The organism is Streptomyces sp. NRRL WC-3626, from assembly GCF_000718785.1.
GTDB lineage: Bacteria > Actinomycetota > Actinomycetes > Streptomycetales > Streptomycetaceae > Streptomyces > Streptomyces edwardsiae.
Genome location: NZ_JOCA01000020.1, coordinates 18,334 through 40,995 on the forward strand (window position 1 = coordinate 18,334; position 22,662 = coordinate 40,995).

At 72.2% G+C, this 22,662-nt stretch carries 21 protein-coding genes; 11 read left to right on the forward strand and 10 right to left on the reverse strand.

Going from position 1 to position 22,662, the window contains the following annotated elements; translation table 11 throughout:
* Positions 1–37 precede the first annotated feature (37 nt).
* Entirely contained in the window at positions 38–1,099 is a 1,062-nt protein-coding gene (locus IF28_RS0126215) for an SAM-dependent methyltransferase (RefSeq protein ID WP_030224955.1), read from the forward strand.
* On the opposite strand, the gene IF28_RS0126220 is transcribed toward IF28_RS0126215, so the two are convergent.
* Complete coding sequence (locus IF28_RS0126220) at positions 1,064–2,215, reverse strand: NADH-quinone oxidoreductase subunit D (protein WP_030224957.1); 1,152 nt, start codon at positions 2,213–2,215, stop codon at positions 1,064–1,066. The genes IF28_RS0126215 and IF28_RS0126220 overlap by 36 nt on opposite strands.
* A gap of 31 nt (positions 2,216–2,246) precedes the next feature.
* On the opposite strand from IF28_RS0126220, the gene IF28_RS0126225 reads away from it, so the two are divergent.
* Both IF28_RS0126225 and IF28_RS0126230 read left to right on the forward strand, forming a co-directional pair.
* On the forward strand, positions 2,247–2,777 hold the full coding sequence (locus tag IF28_RS0126225) for a PH domain-containing protein (RefSeq protein ID WP_030224959.1): 531 nt from the start codon (positions 2,247–2,249) through the stop codon (positions 2,775–2,777).
* The gene (locus tag IF28_RS0126230; protein ID WP_030224961.1) at positions 2,774–4,117 is read left to right on the forward strand and encodes a PH domain-containing protein; all 1,344 of its coding nucleotides are present in this window, start codon (positions 2,774–2,776) and stop codon (positions 4,115–4,117) included. Before IF28_RS0126225 ends, IF28_RS0126230 begins: the two co-directional genes overlap by 4 nt.
* A 72-nt stretch (positions 4,118–4,189) precedes the next feature.
* Here IF28_RS0126230 and IF28_RS0126235 read toward each other — a convergent pair whose 3' ends face one another.
* Positions 4,190–5,503, reverse strand: coding sequence for a hypothetical protein (locus tag IF28_RS0126235; protein ID WP_030224963.1), 1,314 nt, complete (start codon positions 5,501–5,503; stop codon positions 4,190–4,192).
* A gap of 526 nt (positions 5,504–6,029) precedes the next feature.
* Here IF28_RS0126235 and folP point away from each other — a divergent pair.
* From folP to IF28_RS0126260, 5 genes are all read left to right on the forward strand, one after another.
* Entirely contained in the window at positions 6,030–6,935 is a 906-nt protein-coding gene (folP, locus tag IF28_RS0126240) for a dihydropteroate synthase (RefSeq protein WP_030224965.1), read from the forward strand.
* A complete protein-coding gene (locus tag IF28_RS0126245; protein WP_030224968.1) occupies positions 6,932–7,435 on the forward strand; it encodes a nuclear transport factor 2 family protein in 504 nt (167 codons plus the stop codon). Before folP ends, IF28_RS0126245 begins: the two co-directional genes overlap by 4 nt.
* Before the next feature lie 249 nt (positions 7,436–7,684).
* Positions 7,685–8,044 (forward strand): dihydroneopterin aldolase, encoded by a 360-nt coding sequence (folB, locus tag IF28_RS0126250; protein WP_030224970.1) that lies wholly within the window; start codon positions 7,685–7,687, stop codon positions 8,042–8,044.
* The gene (folK, locus tag IF28_RS0126255; RefSeq protein WP_030224972.1) at positions 8,041–8,652 is read left to right on the forward strand and encodes a 2-amino-4-hydroxy-6-hydroxymethyldihydropteridine diphosphokinase; all 612 of its coding nucleotides are present in this window, start codon (positions 8,041–8,043) and stop codon (positions 8,650–8,652) included. Before folB ends, folK begins: the two co-directional genes overlap by 4 nt.
* A 63-nt stretch (positions 8,653–8,715) precedes the next feature.
* Positions 8,716–9,204, forward strand: a complete 489-nt coding sequence (locus tag IF28_RS0126260; protein WP_030224974.1) for a DUF3180 domain-containing protein — start codon at positions 8,716–8,718, stop codon at positions 9,202–9,204.
* A 9-nt stretch (positions 9,205–9,213) separates the two neighbouring features.
* Here the strand turns inward: IF28_RS0126260 and folE are convergent, their stop codons facing one another.
* From folE to dacB, 6 genes are all read right to left on the reverse strand, one after another.
* Positions 9,214–9,819, reverse strand: a complete 606-nt coding sequence (gene folE / locus IF28_RS0126265; RefSeq protein ID WP_030224976.1) for a GTP cyclohydrolase I FolE — start codon at positions 9,817–9,819, stop codon at positions 9,214–9,216.
* 117 nt (positions 9,820–9,936) lie between these two features.
* Entirely contained in the window at positions 9,937–11,976 is a 2,040-nt protein-coding gene (gene ftsH / locus IF28_RS0126270) for an ATP-dependent zinc metalloprotease FtsH (RefSeq protein WP_030224978.1), read from the reverse strand.
* Positions 11,977–12,163: 187 nt separating this feature from the next.
* Positions 12,164–12,724 carry a hypoxanthine phosphoribosyltransferase gene (gene hpt / locus IF28_RS0126275; protein WP_030224979.1) on the reverse strand — a complete coding sequence of 187 codons (561 nt, stop codon included), beginning with the start codon at positions 12,722–12,724 and terminating at the stop codon, positions 12,164–12,166.
* Between the two features lie 68 nt (positions 12,725–12,792).
* A complete protein-coding gene (gene tilS, locus IF28_RS0126280; RefSeq protein WP_030224981.1) occupies positions 12,793–13,818 on the reverse strand; it encodes a tRNA lysidine(34) synthetase TilS in 1,026 nt (341 codons plus the stop codon).
* A 193-nt stretch (positions 13,819–14,011) separates the two neighbouring features.
* A complete protein-coding gene (locus IF28_RS0126285) occupies positions 14,012–15,145 on the reverse strand; it encodes a zinc-dependent metalloprotease (RefSeq protein WP_106982144.1) in 1,134 nt (377 codons plus the stop codon).
* Between the two features lie 107 nt (positions 15,146–15,252).
* Complete coding sequence (dacB, locus tag IF28_RS0126290) at positions 15,253–16,881, reverse strand: D-alanyl-D-alanine carboxypeptidase/D-alanyl-D-alanine-endopeptidase (RefSeq protein ID WP_030224986.1); 1,629 nt, start codon at positions 16,879–16,881, stop codon at positions 15,253–15,255.
* A 79-nt stretch (positions 16,882–16,960) separates the two neighbouring features.
* Between dacB and IF28_RS0126295 the strand changes: the two genes are divergently transcribed.
* Entirely contained in the window at positions 16,961–17,452 is a 492-nt protein-coding gene (locus IF28_RS0126295) for an inorganic diphosphatase (protein WP_030224988.1), read from the forward strand.
* A gap of 138 nt (positions 17,453–17,590) precedes the next feature.
* The gene (locus tag IF28_RS0126300; RefSeq protein ID WP_030224989.1) at positions 17,591–19,285 is read left to right on the forward strand and encodes a threonine/serine ThrE exporter family protein; all 1,695 of its coding nucleotides are present in this window, start codon (positions 17,591–17,593) and stop codon (positions 19,283–19,285) included.
* Positions 19,286–19,415: 130 nt separating this feature from the next.
* Here the strand turns inward: IF28_RS0126300 and IF28_RS0126305 are convergent, their stop codons facing one another.
* The gene (locus IF28_RS0126305; RefSeq protein WP_030224991.1) at positions 19,416–20,255 is read right to left on the reverse strand and encodes a DedA family protein; all 840 of its coding nucleotides are present in this window, start codon (positions 20,253–20,255) and stop codon (positions 19,416–19,418) included.
* Positions 20,256–20,398: 143 nt separating this feature from the next.
* On the reverse strand, positions 20,399–21,160 hold the full coding sequence (locus IF28_RS0126310) for a MerR family transcriptional regulator (protein WP_030224993.1): 762 nt from the start codon (positions 21,158–21,160) through the stop codon (positions 20,399–20,401).
* A 101-nt stretch (positions 21,161–21,261) separates the two neighbouring features.
* On the opposite strand from IF28_RS0126310, the gene IF28_RS0126315 reads away from it, so the two are divergent.
* Positions 21,262–22,551 carry an ion channel protein gene (locus IF28_RS0126315; protein WP_030224995.1) on the forward strand — a complete coding sequence of 430 codons (1,290 nt, stop codon included), beginning with the start codon at positions 21,262–21,264 and terminating at the stop codon, positions 22,549–22,551.
* The last annotated feature ends 111 nt before the right edge of the window (positions 22,552–22,662 follow it).

Below are 22,662 nucleotides of genomic sequence, written 5' to 3' on the forward strand. Positions count from 1 at the left end.
TGGAGGTCCGGCATATCCGCGCCCTTAACCTGGGCCGGTGACGACGGCGACGACGGGCGAGGCGGAGGGCAGCGGGCGGGGCCCGCGAGGCTGGCGGGAGGCGGCTCAGGAGGCCTTGTACGGGCCGGACGGCTTCTACCGCGGGCCCGGTCCGGGGCCGGCCGGGCACTTCCGTACGTCCGTGCACGCCTCCCCGCTGTTCGCGGGCGCCGTGGCGCGGCTGTTGTGCCGGGTCGACGAGGCGCTGGGGCGTCCGGAGGTGCTCGACTTCGTGGACATGGCGGCCGGGCGCGGCGAACTGGTCACCGGCGTCCTCGCCGCGCTGCCCACCGACGTGGCGGCACGCGTGCACGCGTACGCCGTCGAGCTCGCCGACCCGCCCGACGGGCTGGACCCACGGGTCGACTGGCGGCTGGTCCTGCCCCCGGAACGGGTCACGGGGCTGCTCTTCGCCAACGAGTGGCTGGACAACGTGCCCGTGGACGTGGCGGAGGTGGACCCGGCGGGCGTCCCGCGGCGGGTACTGGTGCGCCGGGACGGCACGGAGGAGCTCGGGGAGCCGGTCACCGGGGCGGACGCCGGATGGCTGGCGCGGTGGTGGCCGCTCGGGGCCGAGGAGGGGCTCCGCGCGGAGATCGGACTGCCGCGGGACCGTGCCTGGGCGTCGGCCGTGGGCACGCTTGCGCGGGGGCTCGCCGTCGCCGTGGACTACGCGCACACGGCCACCGCGCGGCCGCCGTTCGGGACGCTCACGGCGTTCCGGGAGGGGCGGGAGACGACACCCGTGCCGGACGGGTCGTGCGACCTCACGGCGCATGTGGCCCTGGACGCGTGCGCCGCGGCCTGCGCGCTCCCCGGCACGCGCCTGCTGCCCCAGCGGGACGCCCTGCGTGCTCTGGGCATCAGCGGCGCACGCCCCCCGCTCTCGCTGGCGTCCACCGACCCGGCCGGGTACGTACGTGCCCTCGCGGACGCCGGGCAGGCCGCCGAACTCACCGCGCCGGGCGGGCTCGGCGACTTCGGGTGGCTGGCGCAGCCGGTGGGGATCGCGGACGCGGGGGACCTATTTGTCGATGTCGCCGACGACGAAGAACAGTGACCCGAGGATCGCCACCATGTCCGCGACCAGCGTCCCCGGCAGCAGCTCGGTGAGCGCCTGGATGTTGTTGTACGACGCCGAGCGCAGCTTCAGCCGGTACGGGGTCTTCTCACCCTTGCTGACCAGGTAGTAGCCGTTGATGCCGAGCGGGTTCTCGGTCCACGCGTACGTGTGCCCCTCGGGTGCCTTGAGCACCTTCGGCAGCCGCTGGTTGACCGGGCCCGGGGGCAGCTCGGCGAGCCGGTCGAGGCAGGCGTCGGCGAGGTCGAGGGCGTTGTGGGTCTGCTCCAGGAGGCACTCGAAGCGGGCGAGGCAGTCGCCCTCCGCGCGGGTCACCACCTTCAGGACGTCGCCGAGTTCGCCGTAGGCGAGGTACGGCTCGTCGCGGCGCAGGTCGAAGTCGACGCCGGACGCGCGGGCGATCGGCCCGCTCACCCCGTACGCGTGCACCGTCTCCGGGGAGAGCACGCCGACACCGCGCGTGCGGCCGCGGAAGATCTCGTTGCCGAGGACCAGGTCGTCGAAGCGGTCCATACGGGAGCGCACGTCGGCGACCGCGGCACGCGCGCGGGTGGTCCAGCCGGCCGGGAGGTCCTCCTTGAGACCGCCGACCCGGTTGAACATGTAGTGCATGCGCCCGCCGGAGACCTCCTCCATGACGTGCTGGAGCTCCTCGCGCTCCCGGAAGGCGTAGAAGATCGGGGTGATGCCGCCGAGTTCCAGCGGATAGGAGCCGAGGAACATCAGGTGGTTGAGCACCCGGTTCAGCTCGGCGAGCAGTGTGCGCAGCCACACCGCGCGCTCGGGGACCTCCATGCCGAGCATCCGCTCCACGGCCAGGACCACACCGAGCTCATTGGAGAACGCCGACAGCCAGTCGTGACGATTGGCCAGCATGATGATCTGCCGGTAGTCACGGGCCTCGAACAGCTTCTCCGCGCCCCGGTGCATATAGCCGATCACGGGCTCCGCGCTGACGATCCGCTCACCGTCCAGGACGAGCTTCAGCCGCAGCACGCCATGGGTGGAGGGGTGCTGGGGGCCGATGTTGAGCACCATGTCGGTGCTCTCCGCCGCGCCGCCGATACCGACCATGGTCTCCGTCGTAGGAGTCATGAACACAGTCTCTCCTACGTACGCTGGCCGTATGGAGACGGGGAGCCCGCACGACACGGGAACAGCGGCAACGGGCAGGCCGGCGGTCGCGGACGGCGATGAGCCGGTGTGGATCGCGCTGCCTCCGGGGCTGCTGCGGATGCGGCGGCTGCTGCTGGGGGTGTGGCTGGGGCTGCTGACCCTGGCCACCGCGCTGGTGCCGGGACTGCTCGCCGGACCCGTCTGGGCCGCCTTCGCGCTGCTGCCACTGGCCCTGCTGCTCTGGGGCTGGGTACTGCTGGAGCGGAACTGGCGTTCCTGGCGGTACGCGGAACGCGCCGACGACCTGCTGATCAGCCGGGGCGTGCTGTGGCGCGAGCAGACGGTCGTACCGTACGGGCGGATGCAGCTGGTCGAGGTCACCTCCGGGCCGGTCGAACGGCACTTCGGGCTGGCCAGCGTGCAACTGCACACGGCGGCCGCGGCGACCGACGCCACCATCCCCGGCCTCGACCCGGCCGAGGCGGAGCGCCTGCGCGACCGGCTCACCGAGCTCGGTGAAGCCCGATCGGCGGGGCTGTGACCACCCCCGACGTCCCCGACGCCCCCGAGGCCGTGCGCGGCCGGCCGCCCGTGACGGAACGGCGGCTGCACCCCGTCACACCCCTCAGGCGGGCGTGGGCGCCCGTCGCCGTGCTGATCGGCTGGGCGCTGCACGACCCCGACCAGGCACAGCGCCAGCTGAACCGGCTGACCACGACCACCCTGCTGATCGGCATCGCCGTACTCATTCCGGCCGCCGCCCTCTACGGCTTCCTGACCTGGTGGTTCACCCACTTCGCGGTGACCGACAGCGAGCTGCGCATCCGGACCGGACTGCTGTTCCGGCGCACCGCGCACATCCGCCTCGAGCGCATCCAGGCCATCGACGTCACCCAGCCGCTGCTCGCGCGGGTGGCGGGCGTCTCGAAACTCAAACTCGACGTCATAGGGGCAGACAAGAAGGACGAACTCGCCTTCCTGGGGGCCGGCGAGGCACGCGCGCTGCGCGCGGAACTGCTCGCGCGGGCGGCGGGTTTCGCTCCCGAGACCGCGCACGAGGTCGGCGAGGCGCCGGCCCGGCAGATGCTGCGGGTGCCGGCGGGCGTCCTCGCCGTCTCCCTCCTGCTGACCGGGGCGACCTGGGGCTGGCTCCTCGTCGCGGGCGTCGTGGTGCCGCTGCTGTGGATGGCCACTCACAGCCTGTGGACGGTGCTCGCCGCGGCCGTGCCGATGCTGGGCGCGGCGGGCGCGAGCAGTGTGGGCCGGTACGTCACCGAGTACGACTGGACGCTGGCCGAGTCACCGGACGGGCTGCGCATCGACCACGGGCTGCTCGACCGGGCCCACGAGACGGTGCCGCCGGGGCGCGTGCAGACGGTACGGCTCGTCGAGCCGCTGCTGTGGCGGCGCCGGGGCTGGGTACGCGTGGAACTGGACGTGGCGGGTTCGTCCAACTCGCTGCTGCTGCCGGTCGCCCCGCGCGAACTCGCGGAATCGGTCGTCGCGCGGGTGCTGCCCGGCGTGACCGTGCCCCCGCGCGAGGCACTCGTCCCGCCACCGCGCCGCGCGCGGTGGTGCGTCCCGCTGTGGTGGCGGGGATACGGACTCGCCGTCACCGACGCGGTGTTCGCCACCCGGCACGGCCTGCTGCGCCGCAGCCTGTCCCTGGTGCCGCACGCCAAGGTGCAGAGCGTACGGCTGGTCCAGGGCCCCTGGCAGCGCGCGCGGGGCGTCGCGGACGTCCACGTGGACACCGGCGCGAACAAGTCGGTGACGGCCCGTCTCCGCGACACCGCGGAGGCGGCCGCCCTCCTCCACTCCCAGGCGGAACGCTCCCGCACCGGCCGCAGGGACGCCCTCCCGGACCGCTGGATGTCCTGACCCGCGGGTCCGGCCGCGGAACGCCGACGGGCCCCGCGCGGTGTGCGCGGGGCCCGTCGGGGTGGCCGGGGGTCAGGAGACCGCGCTGCGCAGGCCCTCGACGTCGATGTGTTCCGTCTCGTCGTGGGCCGTCAGGTCGATGACCTGGCCGACGCCGCGCGCCTGCTCGTCGGCGGGCTTGAACTCCGCCTCCGCCTCCGCCTTGTGCAGCGCGAGCGCCTCCTGGCCGACGACATCGGCGAGGTCCTCGTTGTGCACGGTGTCCATCGCGGTGCCGTCCGCGTCCCTCTTCGTCCCGAAGAAGTCGAAGTCGCCCCCGGACACCGGCCGCCGTACCGGCGCGGTCGGCGGTACGACCGCCACCGCCGTCGGCACGGTGAAGTGTCCGGAGGGCCGGCGCACGGACTGGGCGGGCGGAGCGGCCGGCGGCGGAGAGGCCGTCGTACGCTCGTGCTCGCCGGCCTCCTCGATCCGCCCCTCGGCCTCGGTCTCGTCCTCCTGCTCGGGCTCCCTCGTCGGCTCGGGCCCGTCGTCCTCGGGGCCCTCCGCGGAGGCATCGTCGTCCTCGTCGTCCGGGGAGCCCTCGTCCTCAGGCGTGTCACCGGACCCGGCCGGGGCCTCGTCGGCCTCCTCCGGCGCGTCGTCGGCCGCTGCGGCCGGATCGGCGCCGTCCTCCCCGCTCGCGTCGGCGGCCTCGTCCTCGCCTGCGTCGTCCTCGCCTGCGTCGGAGGCGAGCCGCGCCAGCGCCGCGTCGGCCCGCAGGAACAGCTTGGACCCCTCCGGCGAGAAGACGGACGCGGAGGTCTCCTCCTCGGCGACGGCCTCGTCCGGCTCCACGGTCCCGTCCGGCTCCACCGCGCCGTCCGGTTCCACCGTCTCGGCCGCCACCTCCGCGGACTCCGGCGCGGGCGTCTCCGTCTCCGCGTCGCCGGCCGCGTCGGACGTCCCGGCCGGCAGCGCGCGGGCCGGTACCGCGGCCTCTATCTCCAGCACCCGGCGCTCTTCCAGGACGCTCGCCCGGTCGACCTCCGCCGCGGCGTACCGCCGCAGCAGAGCAGCGTGCTCGTTGCGCAGCCCCGCGAGTTCCGCACGCTTGGCACGCAACCGCTGGTCCAGCTTCGTCCGCAGCTCGCGCGACTCCTCGAGGTCGGACTCGAGTTCGGCGATCCGCTCCTCGAAACGCCATTCGTCACTCGCACGCGCGCGGGTGAGATCGGCGACGCGCTTGCCCGCCTGGGTATCCCAGTGCCGCATGACGACGGCGCTCAGAATCGCCGTGACCGCGGCGGCCGCGGCCAGGACACGAAGCACCATCGGTTGTGTGAACACCCAGGACCCCAGGGCGCAGACGGCGGAGACGCCTGCGATCGCCGACGGGGGCAGCATCCTGTGCAGAGGCGGGGAATGACGGTGACGTCCACGTGGCATGGCCAGAAACTTACCGCGCGTAGGCGAATGATGGTGCCCCGCCCCGTAAAAACAAAGCCACACCGAGACTTTCACAGGGCATCAGGGAACGCGGGCCGCGCGTGAATACACATAGTGCCCAAATATCAAGATCGTCCATTGCCCAACTACCCGGCCCGCAGCCGGGCCCTGGGCCGCCCCGCCCCGGACGGCAGGGCCCCGAGGCACCCGGTCCGGCCCCTCCCCCGGTACCGGGAGCGAATCCCCGCGCGCATTCCGGTCCGAGTTCCGGACCCCCGGGGAACCGCGAATCGCGAGCCGTCCCGCGTGCGCCGATCCGCCGGGCATCGGGCATCACCGCAATACGGGCGCAAGGTTTCCCCGGAGCACGGGCCGGCCCCGATTCCGGTCCCGCCCCGACAGGCCCCGCGCGCCCTCCCCGGACCACCGGCACCCCACCGGCCCGAGGCGTCCCCCGCCCCTTCCCTGGGCCTACGCTGAACATATGAGCAACCACAGCGGACGCCGCCAGGTCGCGGGCCTTCCTCAATGGGACCGCTGCGCGGTCATGGGAGTCGTGAACGTCACCCCCGACTCCTTCTCCGACGGCGGCCGCTGGTTCGACACGACGACCGCCGTCAAGCACGGCCTCGACCTGGTCGCCCAGGGCGCCGATCTGATCGACGTCGGCGGCGAGTCCACCCGGCCCGGCGCCACCCGTGTCGACGAGGCCGAAGAGCTCAAACGCGTCATCCCCGTGGTCCGCGGCCTCGCCGCCGAGGGCGTCACCATCTCCGTCGACACCATGCGCGCCTCCGTGGCCGAGCAGTCCCTCGCGGCCGGCGCCGCCCTGGTCAACGACGTCAGCGGCGGACTCGCCGACCCCGCCATGATCCCCGTCGTCGCGGACGCGGGCGCCCCCTTCGTCGTCATGCACTGGCGCGGCTTCCTGGAGGGCGGCACCATCAAAGGCGTGTACGCCGACGTGGTCACGGAGGTCGCCGACGAACTGCACGCGCGCGTGGCGGCCGTCCTGGAGGGCGGCGTCGCCGCCGACCGTGTGATCGTCGACCCCGGCCTCGGCTTCTCCAAGGGCGCCGACCACGACCTGGCCCTCCTCGCCCATCTCGACCGGCTCCTGGCCCTCGGCCACCCGGTGCTCGTCGCCGCCTCCCGCAAGCGGTTCCTCGGCCGTGTCCTGGCCGGCCCGGACGGCGCGCCCCCGCCCGCGCGGGAGCGCGACGCGGCCACCGCCGCCGTCTCCGCGCTCGCCGCGCGGTCCGGCGCGTGGGCGGTCCGCGTGCACGAGGTACGCGCCACCGCGGACGCCGTACGGGTCACCCGCGCCATCACACAGGCGCGCACCGCGCCCCCCGAACCCGGCGCGCACGGCGCAGAAGGAGCCCGGTGAGCGCGCCCCACACCGACGTCGAGCAGGTCGAGGCCGCCAACACCGCCTTCTACGAGGCACTCGAAAGGGGCGACTTCGAAGGGGTGGCGTCGCTCTGGCTGACCCCCGGCGATCTCGGCGTCGACGAGTCGTACCACGACCCGTCGGACACCGGCGTGGTCTCCTGCGTGCACCCCGGCTGGCCGGTGCTCACCGGACGCGGCGAGGTCCTCAGGTCGTACGCCCTGATCATGGCGAACACCGACTACATCCAGTTCTTCCTCACCGACACGCATGTCTCCGTCACCGGTGACACCGCCCTCGTGACCTGCACGGAGAACATCCTCAGCGGCGGCCCCGCCCCCGAGGCCGGCGAGGAACTCGGTCCCCTGGTCGGCCAGCTCGTCGTCGCGACGAACGTGTTCCGCCGCACGCCGGAGGGCTGGAAGCTCTGGGCCCACCACGCCTCCCCCGTCCTCGCCGAGGACGAGGACGGCGAGGACGACGACACCCCGGCCTGAGCGGGTACCCGTCCGCCGGGGCGCGACAAGTGGCGGGAATCACGACAGGCCGGGCGGAAACGGCCGCCGCCCCGTGAGCCCCCGCCGCCCCGGGAGGAGACGGGCGGTGAAATCGCCGGACACCGTACGCTTTCGCACCCCCGGGCCACCGGCACTGTCGGTGGCCGCGGGTAGATTCGAGTGGTGGCCGGTGTGCCGTCCGCACAGGCACCGCCCGGCCGGACCGACGACTTTGCAGGAGTGATAGGCGTGGATCGTGTCGCGCTGCGCGGCCTGAAGGCCCGCGGGCACCACGGTGTGTTCCCCAAGGAACGCGAAGAGGGCCAGACCTTCATCGTGGACCTCGTCCTCGGCCTGGACACCCGGGCGGCCGCGGCCGACGACGACCTCACCAGGACCGTGCACTACGGCATCGTGGCGGAGGAGGTCGTGGCCGTCGTCAGCGGCGAACCCGTCAACCTCATCGAGACACTGGCCGAGCGCATCGCCCAGGTCTGTCTGAAGCACGACGTGGTGCGCGAGGTCGAGGTGTGCGTCCACAAGCCGGACGCGCCGATCACCGTGCCCTTCGACGACGTGACCGTCACCATCATCCGGAGCCGCGTATGACCAGGCCGTCCACCCAGGGCCAGACCGACCCGACCGTCCAGCCCGTTCCCGCCGCCGTGGTCGAGCAGGTCGACGCCGCGGACACCACACTGCACAACCCCAAGCGGGCCGTGATCTCCCTCGGCGCCAACCTCGGCAACCGGCTGGAGACCCTCCAGGGGGCCGTCGACGCCCTGGAGGACACCCCCGGCATCCGGGTAAAGGCGGTCTCCCCCGTGTACGAGACGGAGCCCTGGGGCGTCGAGCCCGGCACCCAGCCCTCGTACTTCAACGCGGTCGCGGTCCTGAAGACCACCCTGCCCCCGTCCTCCCTGCTGGAGCGGGCCCACGCCGTGGAGGAGGCCTTCCACCGGGTCCGGGACGAGCACTGGGGACCGCGCACCCTCGACGTGGACATCGTCTCCTACGCGGACCTCCACTCCGACGACCCGCAGCTCACGCTCCCCCACCCCCGCGCACACGAGCGGGCCTTCGTCCTCGCCCCGTGGCACGACGTCGACCCCGGGGCGGAGCTCCCCGGCCGCGGCCCCGTCGCCGATCTCCTCGGCACGGTCACCCGGGAGGGCGTCGCCCCCCGCGCGGACCTGGAACTCCGGCTGCCCGAGTAGCCGTTAAGGTCGACAGGACCACATTCCGGGGCGCCGTCGTCCGGGGGAACGCGAAGGGACACCGTGAAAGAGCTGCGCATCAGGGTGCTGGCCGGCGTCTTCGTCGTGGCCGGGGTCCTGTCCTGGGCCGGCGCCCGCCTCTGGAACTCCGTGGGCACGCTGCCGAGCGTGCCCGTGGCCGCGCCCATCGTCCTCGCCCTGATCGCGGTGGTCCTCGCGGCCACCGCGCTCTCGCTGCGCGCCCGCCTCAAGGCCCAGCGCGAGCGGCAGGCCGGCGCGAAGGGCGTCGACCCCCTGATGGCGGCCCGCGCGGTCGTGTTCGGACAGGCCAGCGCCCTGGTCGCCGCCCTCGTCGCCGGCATGTACGGCGGCACGGGCGTCTTCCTCCTGGAGTCCCTCGACATCCCCGCCCGCCGCGACCAGGCCATCTACGCCGGCTCCTCGGTCCTGGCGGGCATCGGCGTCATAGCGGCCGCCATCTTCCTGGAACGCGTCTGCAAACTCCCGGAAGACGACGACGACAACGGCCAGGGCACGGCCCGGGCGGCGTGAGACCAGGCGTCAGCGCGCCATGATGAGGCTCATCGCCTCGTTGCGCGTCGCCGCGTCCCGCAGCTGACCTCGCACGGCCGAGGTCAGCGTCTTCGCACCGGGCTTGCGGATGCCGCGCATCGACATGCACATGTGCTCGCACTCCACGACCACGATCACTCCGCGCGGCTCCAGGATCTCCATCAGCGAGTCCGCGATCTGCGTGGTGAGACGTTCCTGCACCTGGGGCCGCCGGGCGTAGACGTCCACCAGTCTGGCCAGCTTCGACAGGCCGGTGATCTTTCCGCTGGTGGCCGGGATGTACCCGACGTGCGCCACGCCCCGGAACGGCACCAGATGATGCTCACAGGTCGAGTACACCTCGATGTCCTTCACGAGCACCATCTCGTCGTGGCCCAGGTCGAAGGTCGTCGTCAGGACGTCCTCGGGCTTCTGCCACAGGCCCGCGAATATCTCCCGGTACGCCCGCGCCACCCTCGCCGGGGTCTCCAGGAGGCCCTCTCGGTCCGGGTCCTCGCCGACCGCGATCAGGAGTTCGCGTACGGCGTTCTCCGCGCGCTTCTCGTCGAACTCGCCGATGGGGGCCATGCCGTCGAGCGTCACGGGGTCGGTCATGAGGTGCCTCGTTCCTGTGCCATCACGCGTGACGGGCACGCGTCTCAACTGCGGGTACGCAAAATGCCGCGCCCCCCAGGCTAGAACCTGGGGGGCGCGGCATCCATTCCGGGCCGGTCAGCTCTCGGGGCGCTCCTCCGGGGTGCGCTCCGGCGCCGGGGCGGGGTCCGCCGCGGTGCTCTTGGCCGTGCTGATGGCCGGCGTCGCGCCGTTCGCCCCGTTCGTCAGGGCCAGCTCCTTGGGGGAGAGGACCGGCGGGCGGGTCGACGGCGTACGGCGCGAGGAGCCGGTCCAGGCGGGCCTGGGCGGGCGCTTGACGATCGGCGCGAAGATCTCGGCGATCTCCTCCTTGCCCAGCGTCTCCCGCTCCAGGAGGGCCAGGACCAGGTTGTCGAGGACGTCACGGTTCTCGACGAGGATCTCCCACGCCTCGTTGTGCGCGGTCTCGATGAGCTTCTTGACCTCTTCGTCCACCAGCGCGGCGACCTCTTCCGAGTAGTCGCGCTGGTGCGCCATCTCGCGGCCGAGGAACGGCTCGGTGTTGTCGCCGCCGAACTTGATGGCGCCGAGCCGCTCGGTCATGCCGTACTGCGTGACCATCGCGCGGGCCACTCCGGTGGCCTTCTCGATGTCGTTGGCCGCACCGGTGGTCGGGTCGTGGAAGACGAGCTCCTCCGCCGCGCGGCCGCCCAGCATGTAGGCGAGCTGGTCCAGCATCTCGTTGCGCGTGGTGGAGTACCTGTCCTCGTCCGGCAGGACCATGGTGTAGCCGAGAGCACGGCCTCTGGAGAGGATCGTGATCTTGTGGACCGGGTCGGAGTTCGGGGAGGCCGCCGCGACCAGGGCGTGTCCGCCCTCGTGGTACGCGGTGATCTTCTTCTCCTTGTCCGACATGATCCGGGTCCGCTTCTGCGGGCCCGCGACCACACGGTCGATCGCCTCGTCCAGCATGTGGTTGTCGATCAGCTTCTGATCGCTGCGCGCGGTCAGCAGCGCGGCCTCGTTCAGCACGTTGGCCAGGTCGGCACCGGTCATGCCGGGGGTGCGGCGGGCGACGGCCGACAGGTCGACGTCCGGGGCGACCGGCTTGCCCTTCTGGTGCACCTTGAGGATCTCGAGGCGGCCCTGCATGTCCGGGCGGTCGACCGCGATCTGGCGGTCGAAGCGGCCGGGGCGCAGCAGCGCCGGGTCGAGGATGTCGGGCCGGTTCGTCGCGGCGATGAGGATCACGCCGCCCTTGACGTCGAAGCCGTCCATCTCGACGAGGAGCTGGTTCAGGGTCTGCTCGCGCTCGTCGTGACCGCCGCCGAGGCCGGCGCCGCGGTGGCGGCCGACCGCGTCGATCTCGTCGACGAAGACGATCGCCGGGGCGTTCGCCTTGGCCTGCTCGAACAGGTCACGGACCCGGGAGGCACCGACACCGACGAACATCTCGACGAAGTCGGAACCGGAGATCGAGTAGAAGGGGACACCGGCCTCGCCCGCGACGGCGCGCGCCAGCAGGGTCTTGCCGGTTCCGGGCGGCCCGTAGAGCAGGACGCCCTTGGGGATCTTCGCTCCGACGGCCTGGAACTTGGCCGGCTCCTGCAGGAACTCCTTGATCTCGTGGAGTTCCTCCACCGCCTCGTCCGATCCGGCGACGTCGGAGAACGTCGTCTTCGGGGTGTCCTTGGTGATGAGCTTCGCCTTGGACTTGCCGAACTGCATGACGCGGGAGCCGCCGCCCTGCATCTGATTCATCAGGAACAGGAAGACCACGACGATGAGGACGAACGGCAGCAGGGACAGCAGAATGCTCACGAACGGGTTCTGCTTGGACGGCGAAACCGTGTAGCCGTCCGGGATCTGCTTGTTCTGGAATTTGTCCTGCAGCGTGCTGGCGATGGTGACGCCCTGGTCACCGATGTAGCTCGCCTGGATCTTCGAGCTGTCCTTGACCTTGACGCCGTCCTTGAGCTGGACCTTGATGGTCTGCTCGTCGCCGGTGGTCAGCTTGGCCGACTCGACCTTGTTCTCATTGATCGCCTGGACGACCTCGCCGGTGTCCACCGTCTTGTAGCCGCCGGACGAGCCGACGACCTGCATCAACACGACCACGGCGAGGACGGCCAGCACGATCCACATGACCGGCCCACGGAAGTATCGCTTCACGTCCATCCATACGGAGCGGTGCCGCCCCGTCCCTCCTGCCATAGTGAGTTTGATAAAGACTGTTCTTCGGACGGTACCCCAGCTTTGTCCCCCGAAGCTGCGGGGGACAGCCGGCGATCCCGTCCACGCATGCTCCAACGCCGCGGAGCCTGCCGGGGTTCCCGATCACGTACGGCGGACCGGGCCCCCTTGTTCAGCCGCCGTAGACGTGGGGCGCGAGCGTACCGACGAACGGGAGGTTGCGGTACTTCTCGGCGTAGTCGAGGCCGTAGCCGACGACGAATTCGTTGGGAATGTCGAAGCCGGCCCATTCCACGTCGATGGCGACCTTGGCGGCGTCGGGCTTGCGCAACAGGGTGCACACCTTGAGGGAGGCGGGCTCGCGCGAGCCGAGGTTGGAGATCAGCCACGACAGGGTGAGTCCCGAGTCGATGATGTCCTCGACGATCAGGACGTGCCGGCCCTTGATGTCGGTGTCGAGGTCCTTGAGGATCCGCACCACACCGGAGGACTGGGTCCCCGCCCCGTACGAGGACACGGCCATCCAGTCCATCGTGACGGGAGTGGACAGCGCCCGCGCGAGGTCGGCCATCACCATCACCGCGCCCTTGAGCACGCCGACGATCAGCAGATCCTTGCCCGCGTACTCCGCGTCGATCTTCGCGGCCAGCTCCACCAGCTTGGCGTCGATCTCTTCCTTGGTGATGAGCACCTTCTCGAGGTCGGCACCCATGTCTTTCGCGTCCACCCGCATCACTTTCGGTCGTCCCACCGGCCGGTCCGGTCCGTCCCGCGACTCGTACGGGTCGGTGGGGTCCGGATTCAGCCCTGCCGAATCACCAGTCTGCCACCCTGCCGACGGGCGACGACCCGGCCGGGGAGGTTGATGGCCCCCTGGCCGCGCCAGCCGGTGATCAGCCGGTCGACTTCCTCGATGTGGCGGGCGAACAGCGAACCGGCCGGTGCGCCGGCCTCGATGGCGGCGCGGCGCAGCACCCGGCGGCGCACGGCGGGCGGCAGATCGTGCAGTGCGGCGCACTCCAGGCGGCCGTCGGCGTCGCGTACGCCGGCTTCGGCGCGGCCCGCCCAGGCGTCGAGGGCGTCCGCGTCGTCGCGGGAGAGCTGGGCCGTACGGGCGAGGGCCTCGACGACGCCCTTGCCGAGGGCCTTCTCGAGGGCGGGCAGGCCCTCGTGGCGGAGGCGGGAGCGGGTGTAGGCGGGGTCGGCGTTGTGCGGGTCGTCCCAGACGGGCAGGGACTGGGCCATGCAGGCTTTGCGGGCGGTCTGCCGGTCGACCTGGAGGAAGGGGCGCCGGTAACGGCCGTCGGCCCCCGAGACCGCGGCCATTCCGGACAGGGAGCGGATGCCGGAGCCGCGGGCCAGGCCGAGGAGGACGGTCTCGGCCTGGTCGTCGCGGGTGTGGCCGAGCAGGACGGCGGCGGCGCCGTGGCGTTCTGCGGCGGCGTCCAGCGCGGCGTAGCGTGCGTCGCGGGCGGCGGCCTCGGGGCCGCCGTCGCGGCCGACGGTGACCGCGACGGACTCGGCGGGGTCGAGGCCGAGTTCGCGCAGCCGGGTGACGACGTCGGCGGCGCGCAGGTCGGAGCCGGCCTGGAGGCCGTGGTCGACGGTGACGCCGCCGGCGCGGACGCCGAGGCGGGGGGCTTCGAAGGCGAGGGCGGAGGCGAGCGCCATGGAGTCGGCGCCGCCGGAGCAGGCCACGAGCACGAGAGGGGAGGGGGGCCGCTCGTGCGTGGACGGGCCGGGGATGCGGCCGTGGTCGTCGAGGATGTCGGTCAGGACGCGGCGGACCGCCAGGCGTATCGCCGCGACCGCGGGGTGGGGACCCATGTCCGGTTCCCTTCATGAAGTTGTCGGGGGGTGAGCCCGAGATTCGGTCACTCAGAGTGTGTAGATGGTGACAGAACCGGGCCGTTCCCCGAGCATTGCACGCCTACTCCGGACTCACGGTCCCTCGGACGGGTGATTGCAGGGGCGTCCGTCTGCCGTCGGCCGTGTGCGGCGCATGACGGGGCGCGGGGGTTCAGGCTTCCGGTTTGCGGTGCACCCGTGCGATCCAGTCCGCCGGTTTGGCGATCTCCGCTTTGGTGGGGAGCGTGTTGGGCGAGGTCCACACCCGGTTGAAGCCGTCCATGCCCGCCTCGTCGACGACGGCGCGCACGAAGCGTTCGCCGTCGCGGTACTGGCGGAGTTTGGCGTCCAGGCCGAGGAGCTTGCGCAGGGCCGTGTCGAGGCGGGAGGCGCCCTTGGCGCGGCGCTGCTGGAACTTCTCGCGGATCTCGTTGACGCTCGGGACGACTTCGGGGCCGACGCCGTCCATCACGAAGTCGGCGTGGCCCTCGAGGAGGGACATCACGGCGGTGAGCCGGCCGAGGATCTCGCGCTGGGCGGGGGTCTGCACGAGCTCGACGAGGGAGCGTCCGTCGTCGCCGTCCTCGCCCTCGGGGCGACCGCCGGCCAGGGACTGGGCTGCCTCGCGGATGCGTTCCAGGACGGTCATGGGGTCGACGTCGGTCTGCTCGAGGAACGCCTGGATCTCCCCCTCCAGATGGTCCCGCAGCCAGGGCACGGCGGTGAACTGGGTGCGGTGGGTCTCCTCGTGGAGGGTCACCCACAGGCGGAAGTCGTGCGGTTCGACGTCGAGTTCGCGTTCGACGTGGACGATGTTGGGGGCGACGAGCAGCAGTCGGCCGCCGCCGTTCGCGCCGGACGGAAGGTCGCGGGTGGCGGGGGCGAAGGTCTCGTACTGGCCGAGGACGCGGGAGGCGAGGAAGGACAGCAGCATGCCGAGTTCCACGCCGGTGACCTTGCCGCCGACGGCGCCGAGGACCATGTTGCCGGGGCCGGTGCCGCGGCGTTCCTGCATTTTGTCGAGGAGCGGTTTGAGGAGTTCGCGGAAGCCGGCGACGTTGGCACGGACCCAGCCGGGGCGGTCGACGACGAGGAGGGGGGTGTCGTGGGTCTCCTCGGTGCCCAGACGAGTGAAGCCCCGGACGTGTTCCTCCGAGGCTTTCGCGTGCCGGCGCAGTTCGGCGACCACGGCGCGGGCCTCGTCGCGGCTCACGTCCGGGCCCGGGCGCATGAGGCGGGTCGCGGTCGCGACCGCGAGGTTCCAGTCGACCATCCCGGAAGAAGCGGCACCACCGATGCTCGTCATGTGTCAACGGTACGTGAGGGGGGCGGTTCGGGGCAGGGTGGCGGTGCGCGGCGGGGTGGGCGGTGGCGCTTCCGGTTTGCCGCCCCCGCCGCCCCGTCCCGTCCCGTCTAAAGGCGGCAGCCGCAGGCCGCCAACGCTGTCGCCGCCTTGTCCAAGGCCCCCTGGGCCGCTGTCGGGTTGGTGGTGTCGTTGGCCAGGAAGGCGAAGGCGAGGAGACGGCCGGAGGTGTCGACGACCGTGCCCGCCAGGGTGTTGACGCCGGTCAGGGTGCCGGTCTTGGCGCGCACGACGCCGGCCGCGCCCTCGGTGTAGCGGCCGGTGAGGGTGCCGGTGAAACCGGCGACGGGCAGGCCGGTGAGGACGGGGCGCAGTTCGGGGTGGGCCGGGTCGCCGGCCTTGGCGAGCAGGGCGGTGAGGAGGCCGGCGGTGAGTCGGTCGCGCCGGTCGAGGCCGCTGCCGTCCTTGACGTCGGCGCCCTTCACGGGGAGCCCGAGCTGCTTCAGACGGGCGGTGATCGCCGCTCCGCCGCCGGCGAAGTCGGGCTTCTCACCGGCCGCGAGGGCGGTGTGGCGGGCGAGGGCCTCGGCGAGGTCGTTGTCGCTGTTGGTCAGCATCCGCTCGACGAGGGCGGCCAGCGGGGGCGAGGAGACCGTGGCGAGCGTGGACGCGCGGGTGGTGGCCTTCGACGGGCCGGGAGGTGTGGCCTTGACGCCGTGTTCCGTCAGCAGGTCGCCGAACTTGCGCGCGGCGTCCGCCGCCGGGTCCGCGATCCGCGGAGCCGGCCCGCTGGTGGAGTCGTCGGTGCGGGCCTCGTCGGCCATCAGGGGGGTGACGGCCGCGATGTTCGGGTTGACCCCGATCGGGTGGATCGTGGCGCCCTGGTAGAGGGTCGTGTCGTACGACAGCGTCACCTCGCGCACGCCCTGCCCGGCGAGGGCGGCGGCGGTCCGCTCGGCGAGGTCGCGCAGGCTCGCGAGATCGCCGGCCTTCTTCCGCGCGGTCAGCGTGGGGTCGCCGCCGCCGACGAGTACGACCTCCTTGGTGTCGGGTTCGTACACCGCTCGGGTGGTGAGGCGGTGGTCGGCCCCCATCGCGGAGAGCGCGGCGACGGCCGTGGCGATCTTCGTGGTCGAGGCGGGGGTGAGGGCGTCCGCGGAGCCGGTGCCGTAGAGCTGTTCGCCGGTGGCGACGTCGAGCACGGCGGCGGCGTGCCGGCCGAGCGCGGGGCTGCTCAGCAGCGGGTCGAGGACGGCGCCGAGGGCCTTGCCGCCGGGTGCCGACTTCACCGTGGTCGCGGTGCCGCCGAGGCCGGTGAGCACGGAAGCGGCCGGTGGGGCCGCCCGGGGCCCGCGGGGCGGCGTACCGGCGTTGGCGCGGACGCCGCCGTGATCTGTGCCACGCGCGGCCTGCAGGGCCACGGCACGGTCCCGCTCGGCCGTACGCTGACCCGAGGAGTCCCAGGGACCGGCGGCGGTCACCACACCCGCGGCGAGCGCCAGACCGGCGGTGCCGGCGGTCGCGGTGAACAGCCAGGTCCCCGGTCGCGCACCCCGCGCGGCCTGCGGCGATCCCGGCCGGTCGGGCCGCGCGAACCGTGGCACGGTGGCCGCGGCGATGCGCGCCAGACGTGGCCGTACGGTCTCCGCGGCCCGGGTGAGACGAGGTCGTACAGCGCTCGCGAACCGCACGACATGCGGCCTCGCGGCCCGCCAAGGCCTCAGCTCCGGCACGACCACCAGCCCCTTTCGCGATCACACACCTGCGTGAGGGACACTTAACCACCAGAACTATGTGCTGATCATGGAGGAGCGTCCGGTGGAGTTCGACGTCACGATCGAGATCCCGAAGGGTTCGCGGAACAAGTACGAGGTGGACCACGAGACGGGTCGGATCCGCCTGGACCGTCGGCTCTTCACGTCGACCGCCTACCCGACCGACTACGGCTTCGTGGAGAACACCCTCGGCGAGGACGGCGACCCGCTGGACGCGCTGGTCATCCTGGACGAGCCGACGTTCCCGGGCTGTCTGATCCGGTGCCGCGCGATCGGCATGTTCCGTATGACGGACGAGGCCGGCGGCGACGACAAGCTGCTGTGCGTCCCGGCGACGGACCCGCGCGTGGAGCACCTGCGCGACATCCACCACGTGTCGGAGTTCGACCGCCTGGAGATCCAGCACTTCTTCGAGGTCTACAAGGACCTGGAGCCGGGCAAGTCGGTCGAGGGCGCCGACTGGGTCGGCCGGGTGGACGCCGAGGTCGAGATCGAGCGGTCCTACAAGCGTTTCAAGGAGACGGGCGGCCACTGAGCCCTCCCGCCGCACGACGCGCGAACGGGCCGCACACACGTGTGCGGCCCGTTTCTGCTGTGCGTGCGCATACTGAGGCGGTACGGGGCAGGCTTACGGACATCTGACGGACGGTGTCGTACAGGGAGAGCGGAGCAGGTGACGGACGCGGAGGACCGCAAGCCGCAGTCGGACGAGGCGAGGAGCGCGTTCACGCCTCCCGCCGTGGTCGCGGCGCCGGCCGAGGCCGAGTCGTCGACGACGTCCGAGTTCGCCGTCCCCGACGGGCTGGCCGTCCCGAAGCACGCTACGGAGTCCGAGACCACCTCGGAGTTCTCCGTCCCGGACGGTCTCGACATGGCCCCGGCCGCCGCGGACGAGACGGAGGGGTCGGCGTTCAGCACGCCGCGCACCTACAGCGCGAAGCAGACGGCGGCGTTCACCCCCGCGAGCGGCATACCGCTGGTCCGGCTGGCCCAGGACGTTCCGTGGCAGGACCGGATGCGCACCATGCTGCGCATGCCGGTGACGGAGCGTCCGGCGCCGGAGCCGGTGCAGCGGCACGACGAGGCCGGGCCGGCCGTCCCGCGCGTGCTCGACCTGACCCTGCGTATCGGGGAGCTGCTGCTGGCGGGCGGTGAGGGCGCCGAGGACGTGGAGGCGGCGATGTTCGCCGTGTGCCGCTCCTACGGCCTGGACCGCTGCGAGCCCAACGTCACGTTCACCCTGCTGTCGATCTCCCACCAGCCGTCCCTGGTCGACGACCCGGTGACCGCGTCGCGCACGGTGCGGCGCCGCAGCCCCGACTACACCCGGCTGGCGGCCGTCTACCAGCTGGTGGACGACCTCAGCGACGACGAGACCCACGTCTCCCTGGAGGAGGCCTACCGCCGGCTGGCGGAGATCCGCCGCAACCGGCACCCCTACCCCGGGTGGGCGCTGACGCTCGCGAGCGGGCTGCTCGCGGGGGCCGCGTCGGTGCTCGTCGGCGGTGGCTTCGTCGTGTTCGTGTCGGCCGCGATCGGCGCGATGCTCGGCGACCGGCTGGCCTGGCTGTGCGCGGGGCGCGGGCTGCCGGAGTTCTACCAGTTCACCGTGGCCGCGATGCCGCCGGCCGCGATCGGGGTGGCGCTGACGCTGGCGCACGCGGATGTGAAGGCGTCCGCGGTGATCACCGGTGGGCTGTTCGCGCTGCTGCCCGGGCGGGCGCTGGTGGCGGGCGTGCAGGACGGTCTGACCGGCTTCTACATCACCGCGTCGGCGCGTCTGCTGGAGGTCCTGTACTTCTTCGTGGGCATCGTGGCCGGGGTGCTGACGGTCCTGTATTTCGGCGTACAGCTGGGCGCGAACCTCAACCCGGACGCGGCGCTCGGCGCCTCCGACGACCCGCTGTGGCAGATCGGCGCGTCGATGATGCTGTCGCTGGCCTTCGCGGTCCTGCTCCAGCAGGAACGGTCCACCGTGCTGATGGCGACCCTGAACGGCGGGGTCGCCTGGGTGGTGTACGGCGCGATGCACGCGACGGGCGATATCTCGCCGGTGGCTTCCACGACCGTGGCGGCGGGACTCGTGGGCCTGTTCGGGCAGTTGCTGGCCCGGTACCGGTTCGCGTCGGCGCTGCCGTACACCACGGCGGCGATCGGACCGCTGCTGCCGGGTTCCGCGACGTACTTCGGTCTGCTGGGGATCGCGCAGAACGAGGTGGACTCGGGGCTGGCGTCCCTCACGCAGGCCGTGGCACTGGCCATGGCCATCGCGATCGGGGTGAACCTCGGGTCGGAGATCTCGCGGATCTTCCTGCGGATCGGGTCCGCGGAGAAGCGCCGGGCGGCCAAGCGGACGCGGGGTTTCTAGCGCCGGGCGCTGTTTTTCCGGCGTGAGCGCCGTCCGGCCCCGGGCGCCATCCAGCTCGGCAGTCGAGGTGGGGTGGCGGCCCGCGGGCCGGCGGGGGTTTGTCGCGCGGTTCCCCGCGCCCCTGGGGGTTTCAGTATCCGCGGTTGTAGGGCTGCTGCTGGTTGTAGTGGTCGTCGCCGTAGCCCTGATCGTCGTACGGCTGCTGCTGGTAGCCCTGCTGGGGGTGGCCCTGGTTGCCGTAGTGGGGCTGCTGGGGCTGGGACGGGGTGATGCGGCGGAGCTGGGTCGTGGCGTCGTCCATGACCGGGTACTGGGGCTGCTGCGGGGCCGCGGCCGCTTCGGCGGCGGCGCGCTTCTTCTTGCCGCGCTCGCGCAGGTACTCGATGAGGATCGGCACCACGGAGACGACGACGATCAGGACGAGGATCGCCTCGACGTTGGTCTTGATGAACTCGATCTGTCCGAGCCAGTAACCCGCGAGGGTGACGCCGCTGCCCCAGGCGATACCGCCGATGAGGTTGTACGTGAGGAACGTGCGGTACTTCATGCGGCCGGCGCCGGCCACGATGGGCGCGAACGTGCGCACGATGGGGACGAAGCGGGCCAGGACGATCGCCTTGGGACCGTACTTCTCCATGAACTCGTGGGCCTTCTCCAGGTTCTCCTGTTTGAAGAGCTTGGAGTTCGGCCGGCTGAACAGCCTCGGCCCGAAGAACTTGCCGATCATGTAGCCGACTTGGTCGCCGATGACGGCGGCCGCCACGATCAGGGTGCACACCAGCCACAGCGGCTGGGTGATGTAGTTGCCCTCGGCCACGAAGAGACCCGCCGTGAACAGCAGGGAGTCACCGGGCAGGAACGCGAAGAGTCCGGACTCCGCGAAGACGATCAGCAGAATGCCGGGAAGGCTGAAGGTCTCGATCAGGTAGTCCGGGCTCAGCCACTCAGGGCCGAGCGCAAGCGTGGTCACGGGGATGTGGCTCCTGCAGCTGGGGGTCAGGGCTGGGTTCGCTGCCCAAATTATGAACGCAGCCGTGGACGCCCGGGTTCCGCGGGGGTGCCGGGACACGCAATCCGCAGGTCGCGGCCCGGGTGTCGGCCGGGCCGCGACGCTCAGGAGGTGTGCCGCGCGGCGTTGGCGAGGATCGCGTCCCTGAGGTGCTCGGCGAGACCGGGCCGCATGGAGTCGTAATACGCCTTGAAGCGCTCGTCGGCGACGTACATCTCCCCGAAGCACCGGTGCATCTCGTACGGCACCTCGAAGTACCACGTGCCGATGTGCCGCCGGTGCTCCTCGGCGAGGTCCATGGCGGCCTCGTCGGCCGGCTGTCCCCCGGCGGCGATCAGGGCGGTGTACCGCTCCTGCCAGTCGTCGACCTCGGCCTGGACGCGCTTCCAGTCCTCCTTGGTGTAGGCCGCCGCGCGGCGCTGCGACTCGGCGTACGCCTCGGTGCCGCCCCAGCGTTCCTCGGCCTCCTCGGCGTACTGCTCGGGGTCCTTGTCCCCGAACACCTCGAACTTCTCCTCGGGGGTGAGGTTGATTCCCATCGTGCGTGCCTCCATGGCGTTCTCCACGGCCGCCGCCATCTTCCGCAGCTTCTCGATCCGGGCGGTCAGCAGTTCGTGCTGCCGGCGCAGATGCGCGCGCGGGTCCGCGTCCGGGTCGTCGAGCAGGACGGCGACCTCGTCGAGGGGGAAGCCGAGCTCGCGGTAGAACAGGATCTGCTGCAGCCGGTCGAGGTCGGCGTCGTTGTAGCGCCGGTGGCCCGCGTGGCTGCGCCCGCTCGGGGTGAGCAGGCCGATGTCGTCGTAGTGGTGCAGGGTGCGCACCGTGACTCCGGCGAATCCGGCGACCCGTCCCACGGTGTAGCTCACTTCCGCTCCCTTCTCGGTACGCGTTCCACCTTCGGCCCTCACGTCGCGTGAGGTGCAAGCCGCACACGGTTTTGTCCGCTTCGTCCGTTTATCGTGTGCGCGTGGCCCAGGACAGCGCACCGCAGGCACCCGCCGCCACCGCTCCGGCGGCCGAGGCGCGCTCCCTGCTGCCGACCATCGTCCCCGCGCTGCTCGTGGGCGTGGTGACGAGCCTGGTCCTGGTGGGGGTGAGCACGGCGGCCGAGGAGCTGCAGGACGTGCTCTGGCAGGACGTGCCGGACGCCCTGGGCGTCGGCCGGTACTCCGTGCTGTGGATGTTCGTGATGCTCGTCGCCACCGGGATCGCGGTCGGGCTGGTGGTGTGGAAGGCGCCGGGGCACGCGGGGCCCGATCCGGCGACCACGGGTCTCGAGGCGCCGGTGCTGCCTCCGGCGGTGCTGCCGGGGCTGCTGCTGGCGACGGCGTTCATGCTGGCCGGCGGGCCGAGCCTGGGGCCCGAGAACCCGATCATCGCGGTGAACGTCTCGCTGGCGGTGTGGCTGGGCGCCAGGGCCTTCCCGAAGGCTCCGGAGCGGGGCTGGGTGGCGCTGGCGGAGGCCGGGACGATCGGGGCGCTGTTCGGGACGCCGGTCGCCGCCGCACTGGTGATCTCCGAGGCGCTGGCGGGGCAGCGGATCAAGGGGCAGCTGTGGGACAGCCTCTTCGCGCCGCTGGCGGCCGCCGGGGCCGGCGCGCTCACCGCCACGCTGGTGTCGCAGCCGAGTTTCGACCTCCATCTGCCCCCGTTCGGGCGGCCCGGCTGGGGCGACCTGCTGGCGTCCCTCGTCGTCGCCTCCGTCGGCGCGGTGCTCGGCATGTGCGCCGTCTACGCCTTCCCGTACGTCCATGGGGTGTTCCGGCGGCTGCGGCACCCGATGCTGATGCTGCCGGCGGGTGGCGTGGTGCTGGGCGCCCTGGCGGCGCTGGGCGGGCATCTGACGCTGTTCAAGGGGCTCGACGAGATCGCGGAGCTGGCGCGCGACCCCGACGGCTGGTCGGCGGGCGGGTTCGCCAGGATGACGGTCGTCAAACTGGCCGCACTGCTCGTCGCCGCGTCCTGCGGCTTCCGGGGCGGGCGGATCTTCCCCGCGGTGTTCGTCGGCACCGCGCTCGGGCTGTGCGCGCACGCGCTGGTGCCCGGGGTGCAGCCCGCGGTGGGCGTGTCGGCGGGCGTGCTGGGGGTTCTGCTGGCCGTCACCCGGCAGGGCTGGGTGAGCCTGTTCGTCGCCGCCGTCCTGGTCGCCTCCCCCGGGATCCTCGCCCTTCTGTGCGTCGCCTCGCTCCCGGCCTGGCTGCTGGTGACGGGGCGTCCGCACATGCAGCTGCGGGCGGACGGAACCGCCGTGCGCTGACCGTCCCCCCGCTCCTCCCCGCGCGTCCGAACCTCGTCATGGGCGTCGACGTCCAGGCCCGCCCGGGACAGGTTCCGCGCCTTCCGCGATCCGCTCCGCGAGCCGCCCGGC